This is a genomic window from Salmonella sp. SAL04157 (assembly GCF_046551635.1).
In the GTDB taxonomy this organism is placed as follows: domain Bacteria; phylum Pseudomonadota; class Gammaproteobacteria; order Enterobacterales; family Enterobacteriaceae; genus Salmonella; species Salmonella enterica.
Genome location: NZ_JBGDVS010000011.1, coordinates 26202 through 52489, shown reverse-complemented (window position 1 = coordinate 52489; position 26288 = coordinate 26202). Strand labels below are relative to the sequence as shown.

Below are 26288 nucleotides of genomic sequence, written 5' to 3'. Positions count from 1 at the left end.
TGCCACTCCCTTCTGTACCCGACAGTTGGCTGATTATTTCTCGCGGGTAACTATAATAGAATGCCAAGAAAATAGGGACTTTTCCTGCAATTATGATGAACGGCTTAAAAATGATTTGTGTATATTATTTTTCATCTGAGGGAGAAAGCTAAATATAAATGTTATGGAATGCTTCATCATCACCGACATTTTTTTAATAGTTGATAACTGGCTATATAGTCTTATAGGCACCTTTTTCTAAGGTTGAACATTCCTATACCATTTCATCTGTTTTATCACTATGATATTTATTTCATTGGTTACAATATGAATGCAATTTTATTTACATAATATAGCTGTTCCTACGGTGCTGAAAAATTAAGGAGTTAATAATGAACGATACACTTTCTAATACCCAGCAATCACGTGAGACAATAGAATGTGATGTTCTTATTGTGGGAGCAGGACCCGCCGGATTATCTGCAGCTCTTAAACTTAAATTACAGGCAAATGACGCAGGAAAAGAACTGTCCATTATCGTCCTTGATAAAGGAGCTGAGCCTGGTTCTCATATTCTCAGTGGGGCAGTCATGGATCCCCGAGCGCTGAATGAACTAATTCCTGATTGGCAGGAAAGAGGCGCACCCATTAAACAGCCTGTTACTCAGGATAAATTACTGTTACTGACGAATGAAAAATGTATTAATTTGCCGGATGCATTGATTCCTGATAATTTTCGCAACCATGGAAACTTTATCGTAAGCCTCGGTAATCTCATTAAATGGCTCGCCGGTCAGGCAGAAACGTCAGGCGTGGATATTTATGCAGGCTTTTCGGCAACTGAGATACTGTATGATCAGGATACTAACATTATCGGTGTAGTAACTGGTGATATGGGACGTCATCGGGATGGCAGCAAGAAAGAGGGGTTCCAGAGTGGAATAGAAATTCTGGCAAAATATACAATTTTTGCCGAAGGGGCCCGCGGTAGTCTGGCTAAAGAACTGATCAAAAAATTTCATCTTGATACAGGCAAAGCACCCCAGAGTTTTAGCATAGGCATAAAAGAGTTGTGGGAGGTTCCATCAGACCAGTCCCATCCGGGGCTTGTAATTCACACCACAGGTTGGCCTCTGGATAAAGAGTCGTTCGGGGGTGGGTTTCTCTATCATCTTAATGATAATAAAATTGCACTAGGTTTGGTTGTGGGACTTGATTATTCAAATCCCTGGTTAAGCCCTTTTCAGGAAATGCAGCGCCTGAAAACACACCCTTCTATACGCAAATACATTGACCGTGGTAAGCGTATTGGTTATGGCGCAAGAGCAATCAATAACGGCGGGATTGCGTCTATGCCTGATCCCTGTTTACTTGGTGGTCTGCTGATTGGTTGTAATGCCGGTACGCTCAATGCAAGTAGAATCAAGGGCATCCATACAGCTATCAAAAGTGGCATGATAGCGGCTGACGCTATATTTAATGCTTTGCTGGACAACAGGAAAAACGACATACTGACAGAATATCAAACATTACTGCGACAGAGCTGGCTTTGGCAGGAACTGGAAAATGGTAGTAATTTCAAACCCTGGTTTAAAAAAGGGCGTGTGATAGGTTTTATCATGACTGGCATTGAGCATTGGCTGCTTCCCCGAATGGGTATAAAAAAAATCCCCTGGCGTGTAAAAAATAACCGACCGGACAATATCACTCTGCAACCGGCCAACAAAAGCCAGAAAAAACTGTACGACAAACCTGACGGTAAACTGACGTTTGATATTTTGTCATCCGTCTATCTCAGTAACACCTGGCATGATGACGACCAGCCAGTACATTTGAAAATCAGTGATCAGAATATCCCTATATCCATTAATCTGGATATTTATGGTGGCCCCGAAGAACGATATTGCCCTGCCGGAGTATATGAATTTTTACAGGATAGTGAAACACAAAACATGCGTCTGCAAATAAATTCACAGAACTGTATTCACTGTAAAGTTTGTGACATTAAAGATCCTAAACAAAATATAACCTGGACTACGCCTGAAGGTGGCAACGGACCAAATTATACAGGGATGTAACGCTATCACTCAGTCTGAGCTGTGAGCATAGTAACCAGTTTTTGTGTGAAGCCGGGTAATTTGTCAAAGCTTCTGGCGCAGATTTGTAATTTTCTTAATGACCAAAATTCATCAAGATCAATAATCGAAAATTCATGCAACTGACGCAAACGGGATGCAGCAGAGTGAGGCATTATACCAATGCCCACTTTTGCTTCAACCATACGGCAAAATGTTTCAAAGTTGCCGACCTGTATTCTAATTTTCAGTTTAGATGGTACTAGTTCTGCCTTTTTTCGGATAAATTCAAACATTCCTGTCCCTTCAGGCAGGCTGATTTGTTCATATTGAATTAATTCATGAAAGGTCACGCTTTTTCTGTCAGCAAAGGGATGGTCTGTCGCGGTGATAAGCACTAGCCTATCAGTACGGAACGGCAGTATTTCAAGATTATCTGTTGTAATATTACCAGCAACAATTCCGAGATCAGTTTTCCCCTCAATAACAGAACGTACAATTTCCGGACTTGGATACTCCCTGAAATCAATATTCACATCGTTATATAGTGTAAGGAAATGGCTCAACAATGGGGGGAGATACTCTGCAATAGCAGTTATACTGGAAAATATTCTGACATGTCCTTTGATGCCTTTAACATGCTCCTGCATATCGCTACGTAACATTTCCATCTGATTCACAATAAGGCTGGCGTGGTGTTTAAATGTTTCACCAGCAGAGGATAACGTTATCCCCTTGCTACTACGATACAGCAATCTCAGATTGATACTCTGTTCAAGATTACGTATACGCACGCTACCAGATGCGGCAGACATGTAAGTTTTTTCCGCTCCACGTGTTAAGCTCCCTTCTTCACTGATAGCAAGGAATAATTTTAAATCTTTTATATCAAAGTGCATCGTTGTGGCTCATAATTAACGTATAATACAGTGTGCTGCTTTTTTATAGACTCAGTCAGACTGAGTATTTCGGCCTATCCGAATTCCTGTCACGTCGAGATAACTACAAAATGTAGGCTGACGGTGTCACCGCCCTACCATGATCCGGGGCGGATCTGGTAGGACGCTGGTGACCGCTGACAGGGGGTCAGGTCAGACATATTGTCGGAACCGTTGTAACGTAGATGCTAATACCTGCTCCCCGTGGTCATCAGGTTAACCCGTTTACAGCGGTTTTTTCAGCCCCGGCAGATTTATCATAAACTGATCACCGTAAATATGTGGAATCAGCCAAGTAAAGAACAGATTGGCAAACGCCACCACAAACAATGATACGCCTCCATAGGTCAATAAAGCGCATACAAGAATAATCATCGGCATGGCTTTGTTCTGGCCCACCATACAGGTCACAGCACTGACAATTGAGTAGTAAAAACCAGCAAATTCAATCAGCTTGCCAAATACTGCACCCAGCAGAAAGACAGGAAAATAAAGTTTTACAAAACCGATCAACTTATCCATAAATATATCACTGAAAACCGGGGCGACCGTCACTGGACGGGTGAACAGAACTGCGCCAAGTGCTACCAGCGGAGCAAAAAGGATCACACTGTAACCACGATAAGCGACCAGCATCAGTAATGAATACATTCATTGTCTTATCTCGCTTGCATGACTACCCATTTTATCCATGTTATGCAACAGCTTGTGTCATATTTTTCTGATCTCCATTTTAGATCAGACAGGCTATTACTCAGGGATTCCGGCGCGAAGAATGGAACATACTCTAAAAAGTACTCGGCGGATTCAAGTCGGTATCACTCCGTTAATAATCTTTATTCTCGACCCGCTGCATGTTGATTTTACGGTTAAACGCCGTTCTCTTATTCATCGCAGGAGTAAACCATCATGACATGCAGTGAAATCCCCAGAAAACGATCATGTATTCAATCGTTGATTATCGTTTCGAATACCGACTTTTATCGCAGGATTTATGATGGCTAAAGTCGATGTGAAATGCCCGTTTTGCGCGCAAACGGCATCCGTTAAAAAGTATGGTCCGGGGAGTGCAGGGCACCAGCATTACCGCTGTCAGGCATGTTGCCGCAGCTTTCAGGTCGACTATGAATACCGCGCCTGTCAGCCCGGCATGAAAGGGCAGGTTGTTGATCTTGCCATGTACAATGCCGGTATTCGTAATCCGCAGGGGCTGGCCATCAATCCCTGGAGCGGCGCGCTATGGCTGCATGAACACGGTCCGCGCGGCGGCGATGAAATTAACATTCCGGAAAAAGGCAAAAATTATGGCTGGCCGCTGGCCACATGGGGCGTCAACTATAGTGGTCTGAAAGTGCCGGAAGCCAAAGGTGAAATTGTCGAGGGAACGGAGCAACCGGTTTACTACTGGAAGGATTCTCCGGCGATCAGCGGGATGGCTTTTTATGCCAGCGACGTTTTTGCGCCGTGGCGGCACAAACTGTTTATCGGCGCGCTAAAAGATAAAGAGGTTATTGTGATGCGCGTTAATGGCAATACGGTGACGGAAGAAGACTGTATTTTGTGTGACAGAAAGCAACGTATCTACGATGTGCGTGTCGGACCTGACGGCTACTTATATGTGTTAACCGATGAGTCCGACGGGCAGTTACTCAAGGTAAGTCCTTCACTTGAGGCCGCGGCTACGCGTTAGGTGACTGGGATCATCACCACTTTGCGAAAAGCAGGGCGCTCGGTAAGCTGTTGATACCAGCGTTCCAGATTCGGGCGCGGCGTCCATTTCAGACCCACGTTCAGCAGGTTATAGACGAAAGGCGCAATAGCGATATCACCGGTGCCAAAGTTATCCCCGGAGAACCACGGCTGGTGGGCCAGAGCATCATCAAGAAGCGCAAACAGGCTATCACACTTTTCGATACCGGCTTCAATTGCCGCCTGGTCGCGTTTTTCCGGCGGGGTTCTGACCAGTCCCATCAGGATCACGCGGTGCGCCGGGCTTAACGTTTGATTCGCCCAGTCCATCCATTTTTCGCCCTCCGCACGCCGCGCCGGATTATCAACCCATAGCCGGTTCTGGCCGTATTGCGCCGCCAGATAGCGGACAATGGCATTGGATTCCCACAATAACAGGTCGGTTTCATCATCTTTAAGCAGCGGCACCAGCCCATTAGGATTCATCGCCAGATAGTCGGCATCCTGGTTAACGCCGAATTTTCCGCCTGCCAGAATTTGATCGTATGGCAGTTCCAGCTCTTCAAGCGTCCACAACACTTTTTTAACATTAGTCGAGTTGTTCCGGCCCCACAGCGTAATCATATTAACCCCTTCTGTTTTATCAGGATGATGACAGTAATCGGCCTACCGTGAGATAAACCTAACATTTACACAATGGTCTGTAAAAAAATCGTTATGAAGGAAGCGTAACGGGATGTTATTGCATAAACTTTAAAAACTTTACCAAGTTACGGTTTCTTTAACGTCGTGAGTGCGTTATTACTCACCGCACTTATTACACGGTGGTGTGACGTGTGTTTTTGGAATGGATACTCGGGTGGTACTATGACACAATACGCTTCTTCCCTTCGTAGCCTCGCGGCAGGTTCGGTTCTCTTATTCCTTTTCGCTTCGCCTGTAAAGGCAGAGGAACAAACGATCGCGCCGCCGGGCGTTGATGCGCGAGCCTGGATCTTAATGGATTACGCCAGCGGTAAAGTACTGGCGGAAGGCAACGCCGATGAGAAACTTGACCCTGCCAGTTTGACAAAAATTATGACCAGCTACGTGGTGGGCCAGGCGCTGAAGGCAGGGAAAATCAAGTTGACCGATATGGTAACGGTGGGCAAAGATGCCTGGGCGACGGGGAACCCGGCGCTACGTGGGTCGTCGGTGATGTTTCTGAAGCCAGGCGATCAGGTGTCGGTGGCGGATCTTAATAAAGGCATCATCATTCAGTCAGGTAATGATGCCTGTATCGCGCTTGCCGACTACGTCGCCGGAAGCCAGGAGTCCTTTATCGGCCTGATGAACGCCTATGCGAAACGACTGGGGTTAACCAATACAACCTTCCAGACGGTACACGGTCTTGATGCGCCAGGGCAGTTCAGTACCGCTCGCGATATGGCGTTGCTCGGCAAGGCCTTGATTCACGATGTGCCTGACGAATACGCCATTCATAAAGAGAAAGAATTTACTTTTAATAATATTCGTCAACCGAACCGCAACCGCCTGTTGTGGAGCACCAATCTGCATGTCGACGGCATGAAAACGGGGACAACGGCAGGGGCTGGATATAACCTTGTCGCCTCCGCCACCCAGGGCGATATGCGCCTGATCTCTGTCGTGCTGGGGGCGAAAACGGACCGTATTCGTTTTAATGAGTCAGAAAAACTGCTGACCTGGGGTTTCCGCTTCTTTGAAACGGTCACGCCGATTAAACCTGACGCGACATTCGTGACGCAACGGGTCTGGTTTGGCGATAAGCGTGAGGTCAATTTGGGGGCGGGCGATGCGGGGTCTGTGACGATTCCGCGTGGGCAGCTTAAAAACCTGAAGGCCAGCTTTACGTTGAACGAACCACAGCTCACGGCGCCGTTGAAGAAAGGGCAGGTTGTCGGCACCATCGATTTCCAGCTTAACGGAAAATCCATTGAGCAACGCCCGTTAATGGTGATGGAAAACGTCGAGGAGGGGGGATTTTTCAGCCGGATGTGGGATTTTGTGCTGATGAAACTCCATCAGTGGTTTGGCAGTTGGTTCTCGTAAAATAACTCCGTTGCCGGGTGCGCGTCGCATCCGGCAACGGGCAGTTAATACATCAGAGTAATTTGTTGCGCTTTAGCGTAGGCCACAAAGGCCTCATCGGGACGGCGGTCGCTGATAATCGTATCAAAGCGTGATAATTCCCCCATCCGCGCCGGACGTACCTTGCCGAATTTACTGTGATCCACCACCAGTACATGGCTCTGTGCCATTGTCATGGCCCAATGTTTTACCGGCAGCTCTTCCAGATTAAAGCAGGTAGCGCCTTTACTGGTATGAACGCCGGCGGCGGAATAAAACGCGATATCCGGACAAATATTGTTTAACGTTTCATGGAAATCAAGCGGTTTGAAAATGGCGTTGCTGGCGTGAAACTCCCCGCCGCTGAGGATGGCGCGGCAATGGGGTTTGTCCTGCAGCGCCAGAAAGGTATTAAGTGAATAGCACACCGCCGTAAAGGGAAGGTCATTATCAATGGCTTCGATGATCCACGGCGTGGTGGTGCCACAGTCAATAAATACCGTCTGATGCGCTTGTACCAGGCCCGCAGCCAACTGAGCGGCTCGGCGTTTTTCTTCCACCAGACGAGATTTTTGATCGCTTAACAGATAATGACTGGCGCTGCGGGGCTCCAGTACGATATAGCCGCCCAGCAATACGACAGGCGCGCTTTTATGGTTCAGGTCGCGACGAATGGTCATTTCAGAGACGCCCAACAGGGTCGCGGCTTCTTTAAGGTGAAGTTTATCGCTGCGTTTTAAGGCCTGCAGCAATTGACCAATACGCTCGTCGCGTCGCGTTTCCATAGTTCCCCTGGAGAGTTAAATAAGCGCTCCGCACCATACAGAGCGCTTAATATTACTCTTTTTTTCGCTGTTTAGTCACGTACCCAGCCTTTTCGAATGGGCAACGCGAAACAGAAACGGTAACAACGTTGCAGCGCCTGGTAGAGCGGCGCGCCGTACCATTGCCAGATCAGCTGTGCGCTCAGGCAGCCAAGCATCGCTACCAGCAGCGCGCCAATCATATCTAACGGCCAGTGTACGCCGAGATAGACGCGCGACCAGGCGATGGTAATGGCTATCGCCATCATCACGATGCCTGACCAGAGGCGGTGCCAGAACAAAAACGCCAGCGCAAAGGTAAAAATCACCGTACCGTGATCGCTGGGGAACGAGTCATCGGCGGCATGATGCAGGAAGTTATAGCCGATATGATCGACAAATGGACGGTCGTGCGGGAAAAGGTGTCCCATTGTCCAGGAGACCGCCAGACTGATAATCAGCGCGATGCCGATTTTAACGATCAGCTGGCGCTGGGCGCAGACCCGATCGCGGGGCCCCCACAGCCAGAGTACAACGGCTAAGAGCGGGACGATGTTGATGACATCTTTGGCGATAAAGATAGCGAGCGAAATTGTCCACTGCGCGGAATCAGGCGTGGCGTTAATAAAATAAAACAGCGAGTTGTTAAGGTTTTCCAGCATAACATCCAGGCTCGGAGCAATGAAATCAAAAGGGATAGCCAGCTCATCCCCGTGCAAACTGAGCATAAATGCAGCGTAACAGAGAGGAAAAGCAGTATTGTCTTATTTGGCGGCAACATGAAGAGATTTAAGACAATGGCATAAAATAACGTTGATGATAACGGCGCAAACTTAAATTAACCTTAAAGTACGCAAGCGCTAAGCGGCTTTCTGTAAAAATGTGCGCTATTTCCCTTGCAGCCTCATAATTCGCTATCTCAGTTCCCCGACTTTCATTACACTCTGCGCGGTTTTTATTGGCGAAGAGATGGTATGCAGAATCGTTTACAATCAGGCGGCAGGCTGGGACGTCAGGCGTTGCTTTTTCCTCTCTGTCTGGTGCTGTACGAATTTTCTACTTATATTGGCAACGACATGATCCAGCCGGGTATGCTGGCGGTGGTTGAGCAGTATCAGGCGGGCCTGGACTGGGTTCCGACGTCCATGACCGCTTATCTGGCGGGCGGTATGTTCTTACAGTGGCTGCTTGGCCCGTTGTCTGACCGGATTGGCCGTCGTCCTGTGATGCTGGCGGGCGTTGTGTGGTTTATTGTCACCTGCCTGGCGACGTTACTGGCGAAAAACATCGAACAATTTACCTTCCTGCGTTTTTTGCAAGGGATTAGCCTGTGTTTTATCGGCGCTGTAGGGTATGCCGCGATTCAGGAATCCTTTGAGGAAGCGGTGTGTATAAAAATTACCGCGCTGATGGCGAACGTGGCGTTAATCGCGCCGCTACTGGGACCACTGGTTGGGGCGGCATGGGTGCATGTTCTGCCGTGGGAGGGGATGTTTATTTTATTTGCCGCACTGGCCGCTATCGCCTTTTTCGGGCTACAGCGCGCAATGCCGGAGACCGCCACGCGGCGGGGCGAAACGTTGTCATTTAAGGCGCTGGGCCGGGATTATCGGCTGGTGATAAAAAACCGGCGGTTCGTCGCAGGGGCGTTAGCGCTGGGATTTGTCAGCCTGCCGCTGTTGGCCTGGATTGCGCAGTCGCCGATTATCATCATTAGCGGCGAACAGCTCAGCAGCTATGAATATGGTCTGCTACAGGTGCCCGTTTTTGGCGCGCTCATTGCCGGTAATCTGGTGTTGGCGCGTTTAACCTCCCGACGTACGGTTCGCTCGCTGATCGTGATGGGCGGCTGGCCTATCGTCGCGGGGCTGATCATCGCCGCGGCGGCGACGGTGGTTTCATCCCATGCTTATTTATGGATGACGGCGGGATTAAGCGTATACGCTTTTGGCATTGGGCTGGCGAATGCCGGACTGGTGCGTCTGACGCTCTTCTCCAGCGATATGAGTAAAGGAACGGTCTCGGCGGCGATGGGAATGCTACAAATGCTGATTTTTACCGTTGGCATTGAAGTAAGTAAACACGCCTGGTTAAGCGGCGGCAATGGGCTATTTAGCCTGTTTAATCTGGCAAACGGTATTCTTTGGCTACTGCTGATGCTGGTCTTCTTAAAAGATAAGCGGACGGGGAATTTGCAAACAGTCTGAGAGAGCGGCTACGCCTGATAAGCTTTCTGTTATCAGGCATAGAGAGGCATCCGCTAGACGTTGAACGGCGGCTCGTTGTTTAATACGCTGTCGATAATATCCAGCACGCCTTCCTGGTTGTTCGATCCGGCGCGGTATTTCGCCGCCGCCGCGACCGCTTCGCTGGCGTGCGACATGGCAAAACTAAACCCGGCCTGACGCAGCATCTCAATATCGTTGCCGCCGTCGCCGAATACCACCACTTCACTATCATGAATGCCCCAGCGCTGCTGTAACAGACGCAGGCCGTTGGCTTTATGCACGCCGGGAATTATTAAATCAATACTGCCATAGCCGGTATGAACAGGGACCATGATATCGCCAATGGCGTCGTGCAGCGCCGCCTGTACTTCCGGTATCCGTTCATCGGTAATATTAAGGCCGAATTTGAAAAAGACATCGTTGATATTATTAAAATTATCCACAAACTCCAGACGATGATAATACATTGCCGCAACGGCTTTTAACGCATCGTTATACCGTTTCAGCGTGTAGGCGCTGTTTTTTCCACAGGCGATAATCTCCACATCGGCGCGTGTGAGCAGGTGTTCGACAACCGTCTGGAAGTCGGCTTTTGTCAGCTCGCCGTTAAAAATATCCTCTCCTTCGCTGACCACCCAGCCGCCGTTTTCCGCGACAAAAGCGATTTCGTGCGCAATTTCCGGAAAGAAGGAGATTAACTGGTAATACTGGTTGCCGCTGGCCACGACAAAGCGAATGCCTTGCCGCTTCATGTGTTGGTACTGCGCCATAAACCGGTCACGGTTATAGGTTTTTTGATCGCTCAGAAAAGTGCCGTCCATGTCGACGGCGATTAATTTGATACTCATGCGTTATGCTCCATCACCGGTTGCGGAGTCGATACAGGTTTGGCGACGGCCTTCGCCACCAGCGCCGCCAGAATAACCAGCGCCAGCACAACCATCATGGCGCTGCGTAATCCATAGTGCTCTCCCAGATAGCCCAACAGCGGCGGCCCGACCAAAAACGCCAGATAGCCGGTCGTGGCGACAACGCTCACGCGCGTCGGCGCGTCGGGACCGGTATCGCTGGCGGCGGAAATGGTCAGCGGGAAGCCGAGCGAAGCGCCTAAGCCCCAAAGAATGACCGAGACGCCGGCAACCCAGTCGCTATCGACAAAAATAATCAGACCAATGCCCAGCGCTCCCATCAACGCGCTGGCGCGAACAACCGTCACCCGGCTATAGCGGTCAATAAACCAGCCGCCGGTAAAGCGGCCAACGGTCATACCTAGCGTGAAACCGGCGTAGATCAGAGAGCCGGAGGTTGGGCTAAAACCGTGTCCGTCTACCATCAGTAGCGGCAGCCAGTCATTCGCAGAGCCTTCGGCGAATGCCATTGCCAGCACCACCACGCCAATAAGCAAAAGCTGGATGTCCCGATAAAAAGGTAATCCTTTTTCCTGAAGGTGAGCATCTTCCGATGCGTTTTTACCCGTACCGTCAGGGATCGCCCGAATGGCGATAAAAATGGGCGCGATCGCCACGGCAGCCGCGAGGATGATATGGATGTTAGCCGGGACGCTTAATGCGGTTAACGCCATGCCGACACCAGCGCCCGCCAGCGTGCCGAAACTGTAGAAACCATGCATCATCGGCAGAACGGTTTTATTCAGCTCGCGTTCGACCGCCGCGCCTTCGACATTAATCGCCACTTCGGCGGCGCCAAAACTGGCGCCGAAAACGGCTAATCCAAGGGCAAAAATCAGCGGCGAGGCGCACCACAGCGCGACGCTAAGAATAACCATCCCGGTTACTGCGCAGGTCATCGTTGTGCGAATAACCTTTCGGGTGCCAAATCGTTTCACCAGCCAGGCGGAACAAAGAATACCGCTCATTGAACCGATAGAAAGCCCGAATAAGACCGCCCCCATTTCCGCGGTAGAGACGGAAAGAATATCCCGAATAGCAGGCGTTCGGGTTGCCCAGGAGGCCATCAGCAGTCCGGGTAAAAAGAAGAACATAAACAGCGCCCAGGTACGGCGTTTTAAGGCGTTACGTGAGGAGAGGACGGTCATAGCGTCAGGCCAGAAAATAGAAGCGAGAGGTAAACATTAGCAAGCTTGTGTACATTTGTACATATCGTCGTCATACTTCGTTGTGCAGACAGTTTTTACTGTCTATTTTTTCAGCGTAAGCGGCAGGTTACTATAGCCTGCATCCTGAATGAGATGTGGAACTCATCATGAAAGAAAATGCCGTAAGACGCGCCAATGATCCTAAGCGACGGGAAAAAATAATTCAGGCCACACTGGAAGCGGTAAAGACCTATGGCGTTCATGCCGTGACGCACCGGAAAATCGCCGCTATTGCTCAGGTGCCGCTTGGCTCGATGACCTACTATTTTGCCGGTATGGATGCGTTATTGAGTGAAGCTTTTACACTTTTCACCGAGAACATGTCGCGTCAATACCAGGACTTTTTTGCGCAGGTGACGGATGCGGAGGGGGCGTGCCAGGCGATAACGGAAATGATTTACGGCTCGCAGGTTACGACGCCGGATAATATGGCGTTAATGTATCAGTTATATGCCTATGCCAGCGATAAGCCAGCGTTAAAAATAGTCATGCAAAACTGGATGCAGCGTAGCCAGAATACGCTGGCGCAGTGGTTTGACGCGCAGACCGCCCGCGCACTGGATGCGTTTATCGAGGGGATGACGCTGCATTTTGTAACGGATCGAACGCCGCTGGCGCGTGAAGCGATTTTACAGATGATAAAGCGAATCGCCGGAGAGTCAATGTCGTGTCACTCTGCGTCGGGCAACAAAAAACCCACCAACCTTGAACCGAAATGGCGGGGTTGATGGGCTCCACAAAATGGGGACATCAAAGAAAAGCAGTGGCAATAGGTATGACTGATGCTTTAACGAAAAGTTCGACCTATTGGCAAAATTTTTTCACTTAAAGGCAAACTTCAGTTTTATCCTAACCCCGGCCAGATGATGACAATAAGCGTCCCCGCCAGCGTTAGCAGAACGTTGGCGATGGCGTAAGTCCCCGCATAACCCAGCGCTGGAATATTGCTGCGCGCCGTATCGCTAATGATTTCCATCGCCGGGGCGCAGGTACGCGCGCCCATCATGGCGCCAAACAGCAGCGCCCGGTTCATGCGCAGCACATAAGCGCCAAACAAGAAGCAGATCACCACCGGTACCAGGCTGACGACAAGCCCGGCGATCAGCATTTGTCCGCCGACCGCGCCCAGACCGTTGCTGATACCGCTGCCGGCGCTTAAACCAACGCCTGCCATAAATACCATCAAGCCGAATTCTTTCACCATGTTAAGCGCGCCCTGCGGAATATAACCAAAGGTAGGATGGTTAGCGCGCAGGAAACCGAGCATGATCCCGGCGAACAGCAATCCGGCCGCGTTGCCGATGCCGAAACTAAAATTGCTGAACTGGAAGGTAATCATCCCGATCATTAACCCGATGATAAAAAAAGCGCAGAAGGCGAGCAGGTCCGTCACCTGGCTATGGATCGAAATAAAACCAATGCGATCGGCGATGGTTTTTACGCGTCTGGCGTCGCCGCTCACCTGTAACACGTCGCCTTTATTCAGCACGACGTTATCGTCGATAGGCATTTCGATCTGGCTGCGGATGACGCGGTTAAGGAAGCAGCCATGATCGGTCAGCTTGAGCTGAGCGAGGCGGCGACCGACCGCATTGTGGTTTTTCACCACAATTTCTTCCGTCACGATGCGCATATCAAGCAGATCGCGATCAAACACTTCCTTACCATTACGGAAGCTGGGATCGAGCCTGGCGTGCGCGTCCGGATAGCCGACCAGCGCAATCTCATCGCCCATTTGCAGCACCGCATCGCCATCCGGGTTCGCCAGAATACCGTTACGGCGAATACGTTCGATATAGCAGCCTGTCTGACGGTAAATACCCAGCTCGCGCAGGTTTTTGCCGTCAGTCCAGGCCACCAGCTCCGGGCCAACCCGATAGGCGCGGATAACCGGCAAATAAACCTTGCGATTAGCATCGGTATCCAGACCGCGCTCGCGAGCAATTTGCTGGGCGCTGGTTTGCAAATCCTGATGCTGTAGTTTAGGCAAGTAGCGCGCGCCCACGATCAGACTGACCAAGCCAATCAGATAGGTCAGGGCATAGCCCAGGCTCAGATTATCAAGAGCGGAGGAGAGTTGGGTGCTGGCGATGCCGGAATGTCGCAGGGTATCGCCTGCGCCAACCAGCACGGGCGTGGATGTCATTGAGCCGGCCAGCATACCGGCCGTCAGGCCGATATCCCAGCCGAATAGCTTACCAAGGCCTAAGGCGATTAGCAGAGCGCTACCGACCATGACCAGGGCAAGCATCAGATAATTTTTACCGTCGCGAAAAAAAATCGAAAAAAAGTTGGGGCCAGCCTCGACGCCGACACAAAAAATAAACAGCATAAATCCCAGATTTAGCGCGTCGGTGTTAATACTGAAGTGTTGCTGCCCTAATAATAGAGAGACCACTAAAACGCCAATGGAATTACCAAGTTGGACTGAACCCAGACGTAACTTGCCAAGACACAGGCCAAGAGCCAGGACCACAAATAATAACAGGATGTAATTCCCATTTAACAAATCTGCGACGTTTATATTCACGGAGACTAACTTCTTGTTTACGAGTAAGCTGTTGAAAGAAATGGTAATTTACGCTACTGTTTTTATCATGAATTAAGGGTGCAATCGTATTGCATACAGCATCCAAATAAAAACAACACAACAATATATCCTGCTAGTTTAATCTTATTGCGTACTAACGGCTATAAGAATCGTGCAGGTGTGTTTTTGGCATGGAATGCCACATGACTTTATCTGACTGGATGCCTCACGGCGGAAAGCGTGTTCGATAGAGAGTGTCAGGAGGAACGATTGAAACATAAACACGGGTGGGCAAGCGTTGTCTGCTGCTTTGTACTCTTTATTGTGGTGTGTCTTTCATTAACTATGCATGTACAAGGCGCTTTTCGCGCGGCAGGGCATCCTGAGATTGGACTGTTATTTTTTACGTTGCCTGGTGCGGTGGCCAGTTTTTGTTCTCACCGACGCGAGGTGATCCGACCGCTGATCGGGGCGATGCTGGCGGCGCCGTTTTGCCTGGTGTTAATGCGCGTGGTATTTATGCCTACCCGATCGTTTTGGCAAGAACTGGCGTGGTTATTTAGCGCCGTATTCTGGTGTGCGTTAGGCGCGCTCTGTTATTTGTTTATTAGCAGCCTGTTTAGCCACCGGCGAAAAAAACGCCGGTAGCGCCCTCCGGTAGAGGGCGTTGCCAGAGCAATCAGGCGAAAAGATTCAGATTTTCTTTTGCCCATGCTTCAAAATCTGTACAGCCGCCGATATGTTTTTGATCGACAAAAATCTGCGGTACGGTTTCTACAGGTTTACCTACGGTTTTTTCCAAATCCGCTTTAGTAATGCCTTCGGCATGGATATCAATATAGCGGTAGTTGAAATCGTCGCGTTCTTTGCTCAGTTTTTCCGCCAACTCTTTTGCACGCACGCAATAAGGGCACCCTGGGCGGCCAAAAATAACAGTAAACATATCTCTCCTCGAACATAAAGCCAGACGGCGAACAGGTGTTATCATGCCGCGATTTACGGCAGATGAAAAGCAGGTTACGCCTGTTCCTTTGATAACCCAGGGCTATATCTGTTAAGCACGCCGGACCAGAACGTTCTACACTGTGCGTCAGTTTACCGGGAGGCTTGATATGCGCACGATTGGCGTGTTACCCAAAAGCGTACTGATACTGGAATACCTCGGTATGATTTTGCTGGCGCTTGCTCTGCTATCGCTTAATCATTACCTTACGCTGCCCGCGCCGTTCAATACGCCGCTGGCTGGCGTATTGATGGTTTTCCTGGGCGTCGTGTTGATCCTCCCCGCCGCGGTGGCGATGATGTGGCGTATTGCGCAGTTACTGGCGCCGCAGTTGATGAAACGTCCACCCGACATTTCTTCCCGTTCAGATAGAGAAAAGCATAATGAGTCCGACCATTGAACTTCTTTGTGGCCATCGTTCTATTCGCCATTTCACCGATGAACCCGTGACTGACGCGCAGCGAGAGGCCATTATTGCCGCCGCGCGCAGCACGTCCAGTTCCAGTTTTTTACAGTGCAGCTCTATTATCCGTATTACCGATCGGGCGCTGCGCGAGGCGTTAGTGCCCCTGACGGGCGGGCAAAAGCATGTGGCGCAGGCCGCTGAGTTCTGGGTATTTTGCGCCGATTTTAATCGTCATTTGCAGATCTGCCCTGACGCGCAGTTGGGGCTTGCCGAACAACTGCTGCTCGGTGTCGTCGATACGGCGATGATGGGGCAAAATGCGCTGACGGCGGCGGAATCACTGGGGTTAGGCGGCGTGTATATCGGCGGCATTCGTAACAATATTGAATCTGTTACCGAACTGTTAAAATTGCCGAAGCATGTATTGCCGCTCTTTGGCCTGTGTTTGGGATGGCCTGCGGATAATCCGGATCTGAAACCGCGCCTGCCTGCAGAGCTTGTGGTTCATGAGAACCAGTATCAACCGCTTGATGAAAAGCTGCTGGCGCGCTATGACGAGCAGTTGGCTGAGTATTATCTGACCCGAGGCAGTAATACGCGACGCGATACCTGGAGCGATCATATCCGTCGCACCCTGATTAAAGAAAATCGCCCATTTATCCTTGAATATTTGCATAAACAGGGCTGGGCGACGCGCTAAAACCTGCGGGCCAGTGTATGATACGCGGGCTTTTCAGGGTTTTCAGCGAGGTGCAGGGTGAAAATTGCCATATTGTCCAGGGATGGAACGCTCTATTCTTGCAAACGTCTGCGCGAAGCGGCGATGCGGCGCGGCCATCTGGTCGAGATACTCGATCCTCTTTCCTGCTATATGAATATTAATCCGGCTGCGTCGTCGATCCATTACAAGGGGCGTCGTCTGCCCCATTATGACGCCGTTATTCCCCGTATTGGTTCGGCCATTACCTTTTATGGTACCGCTGCGCTACGTCAGTTTGAGCTACTGGGTAGCTATCCGCTGAATGAATCCGTCGCCATTACCCGCGCGCGCGATAAGCTGCGATCGCTACAACTTCTGGCGCGCCAGGGGATCGATCTTCCCATTACCGGGATCGCCCATTCTCCGGATGACACCAGCGATCTTATTAAGATGGTTGGCGGGGCGCCGCTGGTCGTGAAGCTGGTAGAAGGCACGCAAGGGATCGGCGTGGTATTGGCGGAGACGCGTCAGGCTGCTGAAAGCGTTATTGATGCGTTTCGGGGGCTGAATGCCCATATTTTGGTTCAGGAATACATTGCCGAAGCTAAAGGATGCGATATTCGTTGTCTGGTCGTCGGCAATGAGGTTGTGGCGGCGATTGAGCGGTGCGCGAAAGCCGGTGATTTTCGCTCCAATCTTCATCGCGGCGGGGTGGCCAGCATCGCGACGATCACGCCCCGTGAACGGGATATCGCCATCAAAGCCGCACAGACGCTGGGGCTGGATGTGGCGGGTGTCGATATTTTACGCGCCGCGCGCGGGCCGCTGGTGATGGAGGTGAATGCCTCGCCGGGACTGGAAGGTATCGAAAAGACTACGGGCGTGGATATCGCGGGGCGAATGATTCAGTGGATAGAACGTCACGCTACGCCTGAATTTTGCCTTAAAATCGGCGGCTAATCGCAATCGTGGATTCCGCCGTAGTACGAAGCACGCTTTTTGCGTAAGCTGTGCCGGTAATTTTTCATCGTCATCGTAAGAGGTAGCACATTATTATGATATCACTGGTCGTTCCCACTCTGGATACGTTGCGTCAATGGCTCGACGACCTGGGCATGAATTTCTTCGAATGTGATACCTGCCAGGCGCTGCATTTGCCGCATATGCAGAATTTTGACGGCGTCTACGATGCTAAAATCGATTTGGTGGACAACACCATTCTTTTTTCCGCGATGGCGGAGGTCAGGCCTTCCGCGTTGCTGCCGCTGGCGGCCGATCTCTCTGCTATCAACGCCAGTTCGTTGACGGTAAAAGCCTTTCTCGATATGCAGGATGATAATCTGCCAAAACTGGTTGTGTGCCAGTCTTTATCCGTTATGCAAGGCGTCACCTACGAACAGTTCGAATGGTTTGTTCGCCAAAGTGAAGAGCAGATTTCTATGGTGATCCTTGAGGCCGGGGCGCATCAGCTTCTGTTTAACGCGGAAGAAGACGCGCAAAAAACCAGCGCGGTTGACCATTTTCTTCACTGATCCCTCCCGATAATCAGGCAGTCGCTGCCAGCGCGGCTGCTGTTTACGTTTTTTTATGCTGCAGTTAACCTTTATTTAAAGAATTATTCACCTCATTTCTGACCATTTCGCTTTATCACATAGACAAAACCTGCATAAAAAATTGATAAAAGGCGTTTTTTAATCTGGGCTATAGCCTCAAACCTTAGCTAAAGTTATTCTTGCGAAGCTTCTATAGCGAGCTTGATGGCAGGGAGGGCGACCTCTCTTCTTTATTTGTATCAAATGAAAAGGTATGCACATTTCAGGCATGTTTTAAACCACGCCTAATGGGTTCATTTGTTAACGGATTTCAGAAGGAAAGCGATGATGACCGCCTTAAAGAAAAAATGGCTATCGGGTCTGGTTGCGGGTGCTTTGATGGTCGTCTCTGTCGGCACGCTCGCTGCCGAACAAAAAACGCTGCACATTTATAACTGGTCAGATTATATCGCGCCGGACACGGTGGCGAACTTTGAAAAAGAGACCGGGATTAACGTTATCTATGATGTCTTTGACTCTAACGAAGTGCTGGAAGGCAAGTTAATGGCAGGCAGCACCGGGTTCGATCTGGTGGTGCCATCGGCCAGTTTTCTTGAGCGCCAGCTCACCGCGGGCGTTTTTCAGCCGCTGGATAAAAGCAAACTTCCCGGCTGGAAAAACCTCGATCCTGAACTGCTGAAACTGGTAGCGAAGCACGATCCTGACAACAAATACGCCATGCCCTACATGTGGGCCACGACGGGCATTGGCTATAACGTTGATAAAGTGAAAGCGGTGCTGGGGGATGATGCGCCAGTGAATAGCTGGGATTTAGTCCTCAAGCCAGAAAATCTGGAGAAGCTAAAAAGCTGCGGCGTCTCTTTCCTTGATGCGCCTGAAGAAATTTTTGCCACCGTGCTGAACTATCTGGGTAAAGATCCGAATAGCAGCAAAGCGGATGACTACACCGGCCCGGCAACCGATCTGTTGTTGAAGCTACGGCCAAACATTCGCTATTTCCACTCCTCGCAATACATTAACGATCTGGCTAATGGCGATACCTGTGTGGCCATCGGCTGGGCGGGCGATGTCTGGCAGGCCGCTAACCGGGCGAAAGAGGCGAAAAATGGCGTCAATATCTCTTTCTCGATCCCCAAAGAGGGGGCAATGGCATTTTTTGATGTGTTTGCCATGCCGGCTGACGCCAAAAATAAAGACGAGGCCTACCAGTTCCTTAATTATCTGTTGCGCCCTGATGTGATTGCCCATATTTCCGATCACGTTTTCTACGCCAATGCGAATAAAGAGGCGACGGCGCTGGTCAGCCAGCAGGTGCGCGATAACCCGGGAATTTATCCGCCGGCGGATGTGCGGGCCAAGTTGTTTACCCTGAAAGTGCAGGAGCCGAAGATTGATCGTGTCCGCACCCGCGCATGGACGAAGGTGAAAAGCGGTAAGTAATTGATTAACGGTATGGCCTGATAAGCGTGCGCTATCGGGCATTCCACCGTTTGTATCGTTTGATTGTGTTATGCCGGAGAGCGCCTTGTGAATGATGTCCCCCACCGCCCGCAGGTGAAAACCCGTAAAGCGCTGACGCCGCTTCTGGAAATTCGCAACCTGACGAAGTCATTCGACGGGCAACATGCTGTCGATGATGTCAGTCTGACTATCTATAAAGGCGAGATTTTTGCCCTGCTGGGCGCGTCAGGTTGTGGAAAATCGACTCTGCTACGGATGCTGGCAGGTTTTGAACCACCGAGCAGCGGGCAAATTATGCTCGACGGCGTCGATCTGGCGCATGTTCCGCCGTATCAGCGTCCGATTAATATGATGTTTCAGTCCTATGCGTTGTTTCCGCATATGACGGTAGAGCAGAACATCGCTTTTGGTCTGAAGCAGGACAAACTGCCGAAGGCGGAGATTACCAGCCGCGTCAATGAAATGCTGGGTCTGGTGCACATGCAGGAGTTTGCGAAACGTAAGCCGCATCAGCTTTCCGGCGGTCAGCGTCAGCGCGTGGCCCTGGCGCGCAGTCTGGCGAAACGTCCTAAGCTGCTCTTGTTGGATGAACCGATGGGCGCGCTGGATAAAAAATTACGCGACCGGATGCAGCTTGAAGTGGTGGATATCCTTGAGCGCGTCGGCGTGACCTGCGTCATGGTGACGCACGATCAGGAAGAAGCGATGACGATGGCGGGGCGCATTGCCATCATGAACCGTGGAAAATTTGTGCAAATTGGCGAACCGGAGGAGATTTACGAGCATCCGACGACCCGCTACAGCGCCGAATTTATCGGATCGGTAAATGTTTTTGAGGGCTTACTGAAAGCGCGTGAAGAGGACGGTCTGGTCATTGACGCGCCCGGTTTGGTTCATCCGTTAAAAGTCGATGCAGATGCCTCTGTCGTTGATAATGTGCCGGTATATGTGGCGCTACGTCCGGAAAAAATCATGCTGTGTGAGTCGCCGCCTGCCGATGGCTATAATTTCGCCGTCGGCGAAGTGGCGCATATTGCGTATCTCGGCGATCTGTCTATTTATCATGTGCGGCTAAAAAGCGGGCAGATGATCAGCGCTCAACTGCAGAATGCGCACCGTTACCGGAAAGGGTTACCGACCTGGGGCGATGAAGTGCGTTTGTGCTGGGAAGCGGATAGCTGCGTGGTCCTGACGGTATAAGGGGGAAACATGAGCACACTTGAACCTCCGGCACGCATCAGTAAACCTGGCGGCGCGGCGCTATGGTTGGCGCGGATGCAAATGAAACATGGGCGTAAGCTGGTTATTGCTTTGCCTTATATCTGGCTCATTCTGCTGTTTTTACTGCCGTTTCTTATCGTCTTTAAGATAAGCCTGGCGGAAATGGCGAGGGCGATCCCGCCGTATACCGATCTGCTGGAATGGGCTGACGGTCAGTTGTCGATTACGCTCAATCTCGGCAATTTTTTGCAACTGACCGACGATCCGCTTTATTTCGAAGCCTATCTGCAATCGTTACAAATTGCCGGTATTTCCACCATCTGCTGCCTGCTGTTGGGCTACCCGCTGGCGTGGGCGGTGGCGCACAGCAAGCCCTCCACGCGCAATATCCTGCTGCTGTTGGTGATCCTGCCCTCGTGGACGTCTTTTTTAATACGCGTCTATGCCTGGATGGGCATTTTGAAAAACAACGGCGTGCTGAACAATGTGTTGCTGTGGCTAGGGGTTATCGATCAGCCGCTGACGATCCTGCACACTAACCTGGCCGTCTATATCGGCATTGTTTATGCTTATCTGCCGTTTATGGTTCTGCCCATTTATACCGCATTGACGCGCATTGATTATTCGCTGGTGGAAGCGTCGCTGGATCTCGGCGCCCGACCGCTGAAAACGTTTTTTAGCATCATTGTACCGCTCACCAAAGGCGGAATCATCGCCGGCTCGATGCTGGTTTTTATCCCGGCGGTGGGCGAGTTCGTGATCCCGGAACTGCTTGGCGGGCCGGACAGTATCATGATTGGTCGCGTCCTGTGGCAGGAGTTTTTCAATAACCGCGACTGGCCGGTGGCTTCTGCGGTCGCCATTATTATGTTGCTGCTGCTGATAGTACCGATCATGTGGTTCCATAAACATCAGCAAAAAAGTGTGGGGGAGCACGGATGAATAACTTACCGCTCGCTCGCTCGCCCTGGCGCATTCTGATTCTGGTGCTGGGGTTTACTTTTCTCTATGCGCCGATGTTAATGTTGGTGATTTACTCGTTTAACAGTTCGAAGCTGGTGACGGTGTGGGCGGGATGGTCGACGCGTTGGTATGGCGAGCTCTTTCGGGATACCGCCATGATGAGCGCAGTGGGACTAAGCCTGACAATTGCCGCCTGCGCGGCGACGATGGCGGTGGTGCTCGGTACTATCGCCGCGGTGGTGATGGTGCGATTTGGACGATTTCGCGGCGCAAACGGCTTTGCGTTTATGATCACCGCGCCGCTGGTGATGCCGGATGTGATTACCGGGCTGTCGCTGCTGCTGCTGTTTGTCGCGCTCGGTCATGCTATCGGCTGGCCCTCCGATCGCGGAATGCTGACCATCTGGTTGGCGCACGTCACTTTCTGTACCGCCTATGTGGCAGTGGTGATCGCTTCGCGATTACGCGAACTGGATCGTTCGATTGAAGAGGCGGCGATGGATCTTGGCGCGGCGCCGTTGAAGGTCTTTTTTGTCATTACGTTACCGATGATCATGCCAGCGGTGATCTCGGGCTGGCTGTTGGCCTTTACGCTTTCCCTTGACGATCTGGTGATTGCCAGCTTCGTTTCCGGTCCCGGCGCCACCACGCTACCGATGCTAGTTTTCTCCAGCGTGCGCATGGGCGTGAACCCGGAAATCAACGCGCTGGCGACGTTAATCCTCGGCGTGGTAGGAATCGTCGGATTTATTGCCTGGTACCTGATGGCGCGAGCGGAAAAACAGCGGATTCGCGATATCCAGCGTGCAAGACGCGGCTGAAGCCACTAAAATCTTCCACTATGGCAATGCGTTGCCGCGCGGGTCGCGGCATCATTTTCAGGGAAGACATTCATTGGGATTTATAAAGCAATCAACCTCATCACATGCCCGTTTAAATGTGCCTACGCTGGTGCAGGTTGCGGCTATGGCGATTATTTTGATTCGCGGTCTCGATGTGCTGATGATTATGAATACCCTCGGCATACGCGGGATGGGCGAGTTTATTCATCGCAGTGTGCAGACGTGGAGCTTAACCCTTGTCTTTCTGGCAAGCTTAGTGCTGGTCTTTGTTGAAATTTATTGTGCGTTTTCGCTGGTGAAAGGCCGTAGCTGGGCGCGCTGGGTGTACCTGGCGACACAAATTATTGTGAGCGGATATCTGTGGGCGGCGTCGTTAGGCTACGGGTATCCGGAGTTGTTTAGCATCGCGGGAGAATCGAAGCGTGATATCCTGCATTCCCTGGTCATGCAAAAACTCCCCGATCTTTTAATTCTGTTTCTGCTGTTTATTCCCGCTCCCAGCCGTCGGTTCTTCCGGCTGCAATAATGTGTATAATCGTCGCCCCGGATAATATGAAGGTTTTTTGGTATGCAGTGCGCACTCTATGACGCGGGTCGCTGCCGTTCCTGTCAATGGATTACGCAGTCGGTTAATGAACAACTTTCCGCAAAAACAGCCGATTTACATCGTTTGCTGACCGGGCTGCCTGTTGAACAGTGGTGCGCGTCGATTGGCGGCCCGGAACAGCATTTCCGCAACAAAGCGAAAATGGTCGTGAGCGGTAGTGTAGAAAAACCGCTCTTCGGGATGCTGCATCGCGACGGTACGCCAGTCGATCTTTGCGGCTGCCCGCTGTATCCCGCCTCCTTTGCCCCCGTATTCAGCGCGCTAAAACCTTTTATTGCCCGTGCCGGACTCACGCCTTATAACGTGGCGCGAAAACGTGGCGAACTGAAATACCTGTTGCTGACGGAAAGTCAGTTCGATGGCGGCATGATGCTACGCTTCGTGTTGCGTTCAGAAACCAAACTTACGCAACTTCGCGCAGCGTTACCGTGGCTGCGTGCGCAACTGCCGCAGCTCAGGGTGATCACCGCAAATATTCAGCCGGTACATATGGCGATTATGGAAGGGGAGACGGAAATCTATCTGACGGATCAGCAGGCGCTGGCGGAACGTTTTAACGATGTGCCGCTGTGGATTCGTCCGCAAAGTTTCTTTCAGACCAACCCTACGGTCGCCAGCCGATTATATGCAACGGCGCGCGATTGGGTAGGGCAACTGCCGGTACGCCATATGTGGGATCTTTTTTGCGGAGTGGGCGGATTCGGCCTGCACTGCGCGACGCCGCAGATGCAATTAACCGGTATTGAGATCGCGCCGGAGGCGATTGCCTGCGCGAAGCAATCCGCTGCCGAGCTGGGATTGACCCGCCTTCATTTCCAGGCGTTGGATTCCACCCAATTCGCCACCGCACAAGGCGAAACGCCCGACCTGGTGTTGGTGAATCCTCCCCGCCGTGGCATTGGCAAGCCGTTGTGCGATTACCTTGCACAAATGGCGCCGCGTTTTATTATTTATTCAAGCTGTAACGCGCAGACGATGGCGCAGGATATTCGCCATCTGCCGAACTACCGTATTCAACGTGTTCAGCTTTTCGATATGTTCCCGCATACCGCGCATTATGAAGTGTTAACATTGCTTTGCAGGCTGTAGCGCCAAAAGCCAGACATACAAAATATCTATATTAACTGTCTAATTATCCATAAATAATAATAACCATGATCGATCGATAAAAAACTCCGATCGATCATGGTTATATATTATCCTATTTTTGCAAATCAAATCACAAATAATCACTTTAAATCTTTTAATGACTAATTTTGATTATTACAGTGCGTGTAAGGCAAAATTAGACAAGGTGGTTTATCGGGTAAATTTCAATAGCATCAGCGAAGCAATACGTAACGTCAGTAAAGGGGTCAATCATGACAACGAATAGGCACGCTTATGGAGGGCGTTCAGACGATGTTTGCCAAATTTATAGATGTTATTCAAACGTTTTTAACTGAACCGGCGATATTAATTGGGATATTAGTCGGTGTTGGCTATGCGCTGGATAAAAAGACGCCTATAAAAATTATCACCGGTATGATCAGCGCGATGGTCGGTTTGATGATGGTGTTATTTGGCGGCTTTCAATTTTCAGCCACTTTTAAACCGGTTGCAGAGGCAGTCAGCAAGGCTTATGGCGTGCATGGATACTTAATGGATTCATACGCCATGAAAGCCGCGACGCAAATAGCGCTGGGCGATAATTTCGGCTATGTAGGATACGTTTTTGTACTGGCGTTTTTTACTAACCTGATATTAGTTTTATTTGGTCGTTATACTGGCGCAAAAGGTATATTTCTTACCGGTAATACCGGGGTCTCACATTCACAGGCGGTACTGTGGTTAATTGTCTTCTGGCTGGGGTTCGGTTGGGTACAATCCATTGTGATTGCCGGGGTATTGACCGGGGTCTTTTGGGCGTTTTCAACCACGCTTATTGTTAAACCCATCGCCAAAGTGACCAATAACGCCGGTTTTACCATCGCGCATAACCAGATGTTGGGACTGTGGTTTTTCTCGAAATTCGCGCATAAATTCGGCGATCCGGAAAAGCATGACGCCGAAAACCTGAAACTTCCCGGTTGGTTAGCCATTTTTAACCACAACGTGACGGCAATCGCCATTGTGATGACGCTCTTCGTTGGCGGTTTTTTATTGGCGACAGGAATCGATAACGTACAGTTAATGGCGAAAGGCAAACCCTGGTATATCTATATCATCAATCTGGGCCTGCAATTCTCTATGTATATGGTCATCTTGCTGCAGGGCGTGCGGATGATGGTAGGCGAAATTAACGGTTCGTTTAAAGGATGGCAGGATCGCTTTATTCCTAACGCTATACCGGCTGTGGATGTTGCTGCTTTATTACCTTTTTCGCCGAACGCGGCCACGCTGGGATTCGTCTTTTGTACCTTCGGCACGATTTTTTCCATGGGCATTCTGCTGCTCATCCATAGCCCTATTATGGTATTGCCTGGTTTTGTTCCGCTCTTCTTTTCCGGCGGTCCCATCGGCGTATTAGCCAACCGAATGGGGGGATATCGTTCCGTTATTATTTGTACTTTCCTGTTAGGGATTATTCAGACTTTCGGTACGGTATGGGCCATTCCTTTAACCGGGCTGGCAAAAGAAGGTGTGGGCTGGACGGGAATATTTGACTGGGCGACTCTGTGGCCTGCGATTTGTGAATTACTGAAATTTATTGCTTCAACGTTCCATCTTGGTCCTTATTCCATTTAATTGATTCGGTTTATATAAAGGATTTTATTATGAAAGATTCTGTAAATATTTTATTCGTATGCGGTTATGGTGTAGGCAGTAGCGTAATGTTACAGACTGTGGTTAAAAAAGCGTTAGCAAAATATGACTTCTCTTTTGATATGGAGCATACGGCAGCGGGAGAGGTCGGTGGATTTACCGACTGGGCAGATATTTATGCGATTTCAAAAAAATTGCTTGATGTCGTTAGCCTCGATCCTAAACACGGACAATATCTCATTCCCATTGAAAATATCATGGATGGCGAATCAATAGGTAAACAGATTTACGATGTGGTAGAGAAAAATTTTCCGCACCTGCTCAACAAATGAGGCTGAGTC

27 protein-coding genes and 1 pseudogene are annotated in these 26288 nt (G+C 50.3%); 19 read left to right on the top strand and 9 right to left on the bottom strand.

What is annotated here, in order from left to right; translation table 11 throughout:
• Positions 1–371 precede the first annotated feature (371 nt).
• Entirely contained in the window at positions 372–2057 is a 1686-nt protein-coding gene (locus ACLJRE_RS19395) for an electron transfer flavoprotein-ubiquinone oxidoreductase (protein WP_085336053.1), read from the top strand.
• A 5-nt stretch (positions 2058–2062) separates the two neighbouring features.
• Here ACLJRE_RS19395 and ACLJRE_RS19390 read toward each other — a convergent pair whose 3' ends face one another.
• The gene (locus ACLJRE_RS19390; RefSeq protein ID WP_023197647.1) at positions 2063–2953 is read right to left on the bottom strand and encodes a LysR family transcriptional regulator; all 891 of its coding nucleotides are present in this window, start codon (positions 2951–2953) and stop codon (positions 2063–2065) included.
• Between the two features lie 264 nt (positions 2954–3217).
• The gene (locus ACLJRE_RS19385; protein WP_000287110.1) at positions 3218–3643 is read right to left on the bottom strand and encodes a GntP family permease; all 426 of its coding nucleotides are present in this window, start codon (positions 3641–3643) and stop codon (positions 3218–3220) included.
• A gap of 343 nt (positions 3644–3986) precedes the next feature.
• Between ACLJRE_RS19385 and ACLJRE_RS19380 the strand changes: the two are divergent.
• A pseudogene (locus tag ACLJRE_RS19380) lies at positions 3987–4082 on the top strand (IS1 family transposase); the annotation flags it as partial.
• A gap of 60 nt (positions 4083–4142) precedes the next feature.
• Positions 4143–4682 (top strand): PQQ-dependent sugar dehydrogenase, encoded by a 540-nt coding sequence (locus tag ACLJRE_RS19375; protein WP_176209279.1) that lies wholly within the window; start codon positions 4143–4145, stop codon positions 4680–4682.
• Here the strand turns inward: ACLJRE_RS19375 and ACLJRE_RS19370 are convergent.
• Positions 4679–5305, bottom strand: coding sequence for a glutathione S-transferase family protein (locus ACLJRE_RS19370; RefSeq protein ID WP_000631907.1), 627 nt, complete (start codon positions 5303–5305; stop codon positions 4679–4681). The two genes, ACLJRE_RS19375 and ACLJRE_RS19370, sit on opposite strands and share 4 nt — an antisense overlap.
• Positions 5306–5548: 243 nt before the next feature.
• Between ACLJRE_RS19370 and dacC the strand changes: the two genes are divergently transcribed.
• The gene (dacC, locus tag ACLJRE_RS19365; RefSeq protein ID WP_000195712.1) at positions 5549–6751 is read left to right on the top strand and encodes a serine-type D-Ala-D-Ala carboxypeptidase; all 1203 of its coding nucleotides are present in this window, start codon (positions 5549–5551) and stop codon (positions 6749–6751) included.
• Positions 6752–6795: 44 nt separating this feature from the next.
• On the opposite strand, the gene deoR is transcribed toward dacC, so the two are convergent.
• Entirely contained in the window at positions 6796–7554 is a 759-nt protein-coding gene (gene deoR, locus ACLJRE_RS19360) for a DNA-binding transcriptional repressor DeoR (protein WP_000450106.1), read from the bottom strand.
• Between the two features lie 71 nt (positions 7555–7625).
• Positions 7626–8234 (bottom strand): undecaprenyl-diphosphate phosphatase, encoded by a 609-nt coding sequence (gene ybjG, locus ACLJRE_RS19355; protein ID WP_001531378.1) that lies wholly within the window; start codon positions 8232–8234, stop codon positions 7626–7628.
• 312 nt (positions 8235–8546) lie between these two features.
• Here ybjG and ACLJRE_RS19350 point away from each other — a divergent pair, with 312 nt between their 5' ends.
• On the top strand, positions 8547–9779 hold the full coding sequence (locus ACLJRE_RS19350; protein ID WP_001181284.1) for an MFS transporter: 1233 nt from the start codon (positions 8547–8549) through the stop codon (positions 9777–9779).
• Positions 9780–9832: 53 nt separating this feature from the next.
• Here the strand turns inward: ACLJRE_RS19350 and ACLJRE_RS19345 are convergent, their stop codons facing one another.
• Together ACLJRE_RS19345 and ACLJRE_RS19340 are read right to left on the bottom strand one after the other, a co-directional pair.
• Positions 9833–10648 (bottom strand): Cof-type HAD-IIB family hydrolase, encoded by an 816-nt coding sequence (locus ACLJRE_RS19345; RefSeq protein ID WP_000023542.1) that lies wholly within the window; start codon positions 10646–10648, stop codon positions 9833–9835.
• Positions 10645–11856: an MFS transporter gene (locus ACLJRE_RS19340; protein WP_000217430.1), complete on the bottom strand. Its 1212-nt coding sequence runs from the start codon at positions 11854–11856 to the stop codon at positions 10645–10647. The genes ACLJRE_RS19345 and ACLJRE_RS19340 overlap by 4 nt, the downstream gene beginning before the upstream one ends.
• Before the next feature lie 167 nt (positions 11857–12023).
• Here ACLJRE_RS19340 and ACLJRE_RS19335 point away from each other — a divergent pair, with 167 nt between their 5' ends.
• A complete protein-coding gene (locus ACLJRE_RS19335) occupies positions 12024–12644 on the top strand; it encodes a TetR/AcrR family transcriptional regulator (protein WP_023212631.1) in 621 nt (206 codons plus the stop codon).
• Positions 12645–12760: 116 nt separating this feature from the next.
• On the opposite strand, the gene ACLJRE_RS19330 is transcribed toward ACLJRE_RS19335, so the two are convergent.
• Positions 12761–14446 carry an aspartate:alanine antiporter gene (locus ACLJRE_RS19330; RefSeq protein WP_001024853.1) on the bottom strand — a complete coding sequence of 562 codons (1686 nt, stop codon included), beginning with the start codon at positions 14444–14446 and terminating at the stop codon, positions 12761–12763.
• 270 nt (positions 14447–14716) lie between these two features.
• Here ACLJRE_RS19330 and ACLJRE_RS19325 point away from each other — a divergent pair, with 270 nt between their 5' ends.
• Positions 14717–15094 carry an inner membrane protein YbjM gene (locus ACLJRE_RS19325; protein WP_000680850.1) on the top strand — a complete coding sequence of 126 codons (378 nt, stop codon included), beginning with the start codon at positions 14717–14719 and terminating at the stop codon, positions 15092–15094.
• 31 nt (positions 15095–15125) lie between these two features.
• On the opposite strand, the gene ACLJRE_RS19320 is transcribed toward ACLJRE_RS19325, so the two are convergent.
• Positions 15126–15389 (bottom strand): GrxA family glutaredoxin, encoded by a 264-nt coding sequence (locus ACLJRE_RS19320; protein WP_000495513.1) that lies wholly within the window; start codon positions 15387–15389, stop codon positions 15126–15128.
• Between the two features lie 169 nt (positions 15390–15558).
• Between ACLJRE_RS19320 and ACLJRE_RS19315 the strand changes: the two genes are divergently transcribed.
• The 12 genes from ACLJRE_RS19315 to ACLJRE_RS19260 all read left to right on the top strand — a co-directional run bounded on the left by ACLJRE_RS19315 (position 15559) and on the right by ACLJRE_RS19260 (position 26279).
• Positions 15559–15849 carry a YbjC family protein gene (locus tag ACLJRE_RS19315; RefSeq protein ID WP_001259137.1) on the top strand — a complete coding sequence of 97 codons (291 nt, stop codon included), beginning with the start codon at positions 15559–15561 and terminating at the stop codon, positions 15847–15849.
• Positions 15833–16555, top strand: a complete 723-nt coding sequence (gene nfsA, locus ACLJRE_RS19310) for a nitroreductase NfsA (protein WP_000075300.1) — start codon at positions 15833–15835, stop codon at positions 16553–16555. Before ACLJRE_RS19315 ends, nfsA begins: the two co-directional genes overlap by 17 nt.
• Positions 16556–16612: 57 nt before the next feature.
• On the top strand, positions 16613–17515 hold the full coding sequence (rimK, locus tag ACLJRE_RS19305; protein ID WP_000684366.1) for a 30S ribosomal protein S6--L-glutamate ligase: 903 nt from the start codon (positions 16613–16615) through the stop codon (positions 17513–17515).
• Between the two features lie 95 nt (positions 17516–17610).
• Positions 17611–18087 carry a YbjN domain-containing protein gene (locus ACLJRE_RS19300; RefSeq protein WP_000624810.1) on the top strand — a complete coding sequence of 159 codons (477 nt, stop codon included), beginning with the start codon at positions 17611–17613 and terminating at the stop codon, positions 18085–18087.
• A gap of 348 nt (positions 18088–18435) precedes the next feature.
• Positions 18436–19548 (top strand): spermidine/putrescine ABC transporter substrate-binding protein PotF, encoded by a 1113-nt coding sequence (gene potF / locus ACLJRE_RS19295; RefSeq protein WP_000125769.1) that lies wholly within the window; start codon positions 18436–18438, stop codon positions 19546–19548.
• 87 nt (positions 19549–19635) lie between these two features.
• On the top strand, positions 19636–20769 hold the full coding sequence (gene potG / locus ACLJRE_RS19290) for a putrescine ABC transporter ATP-binding subunit PotG (RefSeq protein ID WP_001000698.1): 1134 nt from the start codon (positions 19636–19638) through the stop codon (positions 20767–20769).
• Positions 20770–20778: 9 nt separating this feature from the next.
• A complete protein-coding gene (gene potH / locus ACLJRE_RS19285; RefSeq protein WP_000105453.1) occupies positions 20779–21732 on the top strand; it encodes a putrescine ABC transporter permease PotH in 954 nt (317 codons plus the stop codon).
• The gene (gene potI / locus ACLJRE_RS19280; RefSeq protein WP_023212630.1) at positions 21729–22574 is read left to right on the top strand and encodes a putrescine ABC transporter permease PotI; all 846 of its coding nucleotides are present in this window, start codon (positions 21729–21731) and stop codon (positions 22572–22574) included. Before potH ends, potI begins: the two co-directional genes overlap by 4 nt.
• Positions 22575–22647: 73 nt before the next feature.
• Positions 22648–23121 carry a YbjO family protein gene (locus ACLJRE_RS19275; RefSeq protein WP_000505788.1) on the top strand — a complete coding sequence of 158 codons (474 nt, stop codon included), beginning with the start codon at positions 22648–22650 and terminating at the stop codon, positions 23119–23121.
• A 42-nt stretch (positions 23122–23163) separates the two neighbouring features.
• Positions 23164–24291 (top strand): 23S rRNA (uracil(747)-C(5))-methyltransferase RlmC, encoded by a 1128-nt coding sequence (gene rlmC / locus ACLJRE_RS19270; RefSeq protein WP_001633252.1) that lies wholly within the window; start codon positions 23164–23166, stop codon positions 24289–24291.
• A gap of 294 nt (positions 24292–24585) precedes the next feature.
• On the top strand, positions 24586–25929 hold the full coding sequence (locus tag ACLJRE_RS19265; protein WP_000399318.1) for a PTS sugar transporter subunit IIC: 1344 nt from the start codon (positions 24586–24588) through the stop codon (positions 25927–25929).
• 29 nt (positions 25930–25958) lie between these two features.
• A complete protein-coding gene (locus ACLJRE_RS19260; protein WP_000655399.1) occupies positions 25959–26279 on the top strand; it encodes a PTS sugar transporter subunit IIB in 321 nt (106 codons plus the stop codon).
• Positions 26280–26288 lie beyond the last annotated feature (9 nt).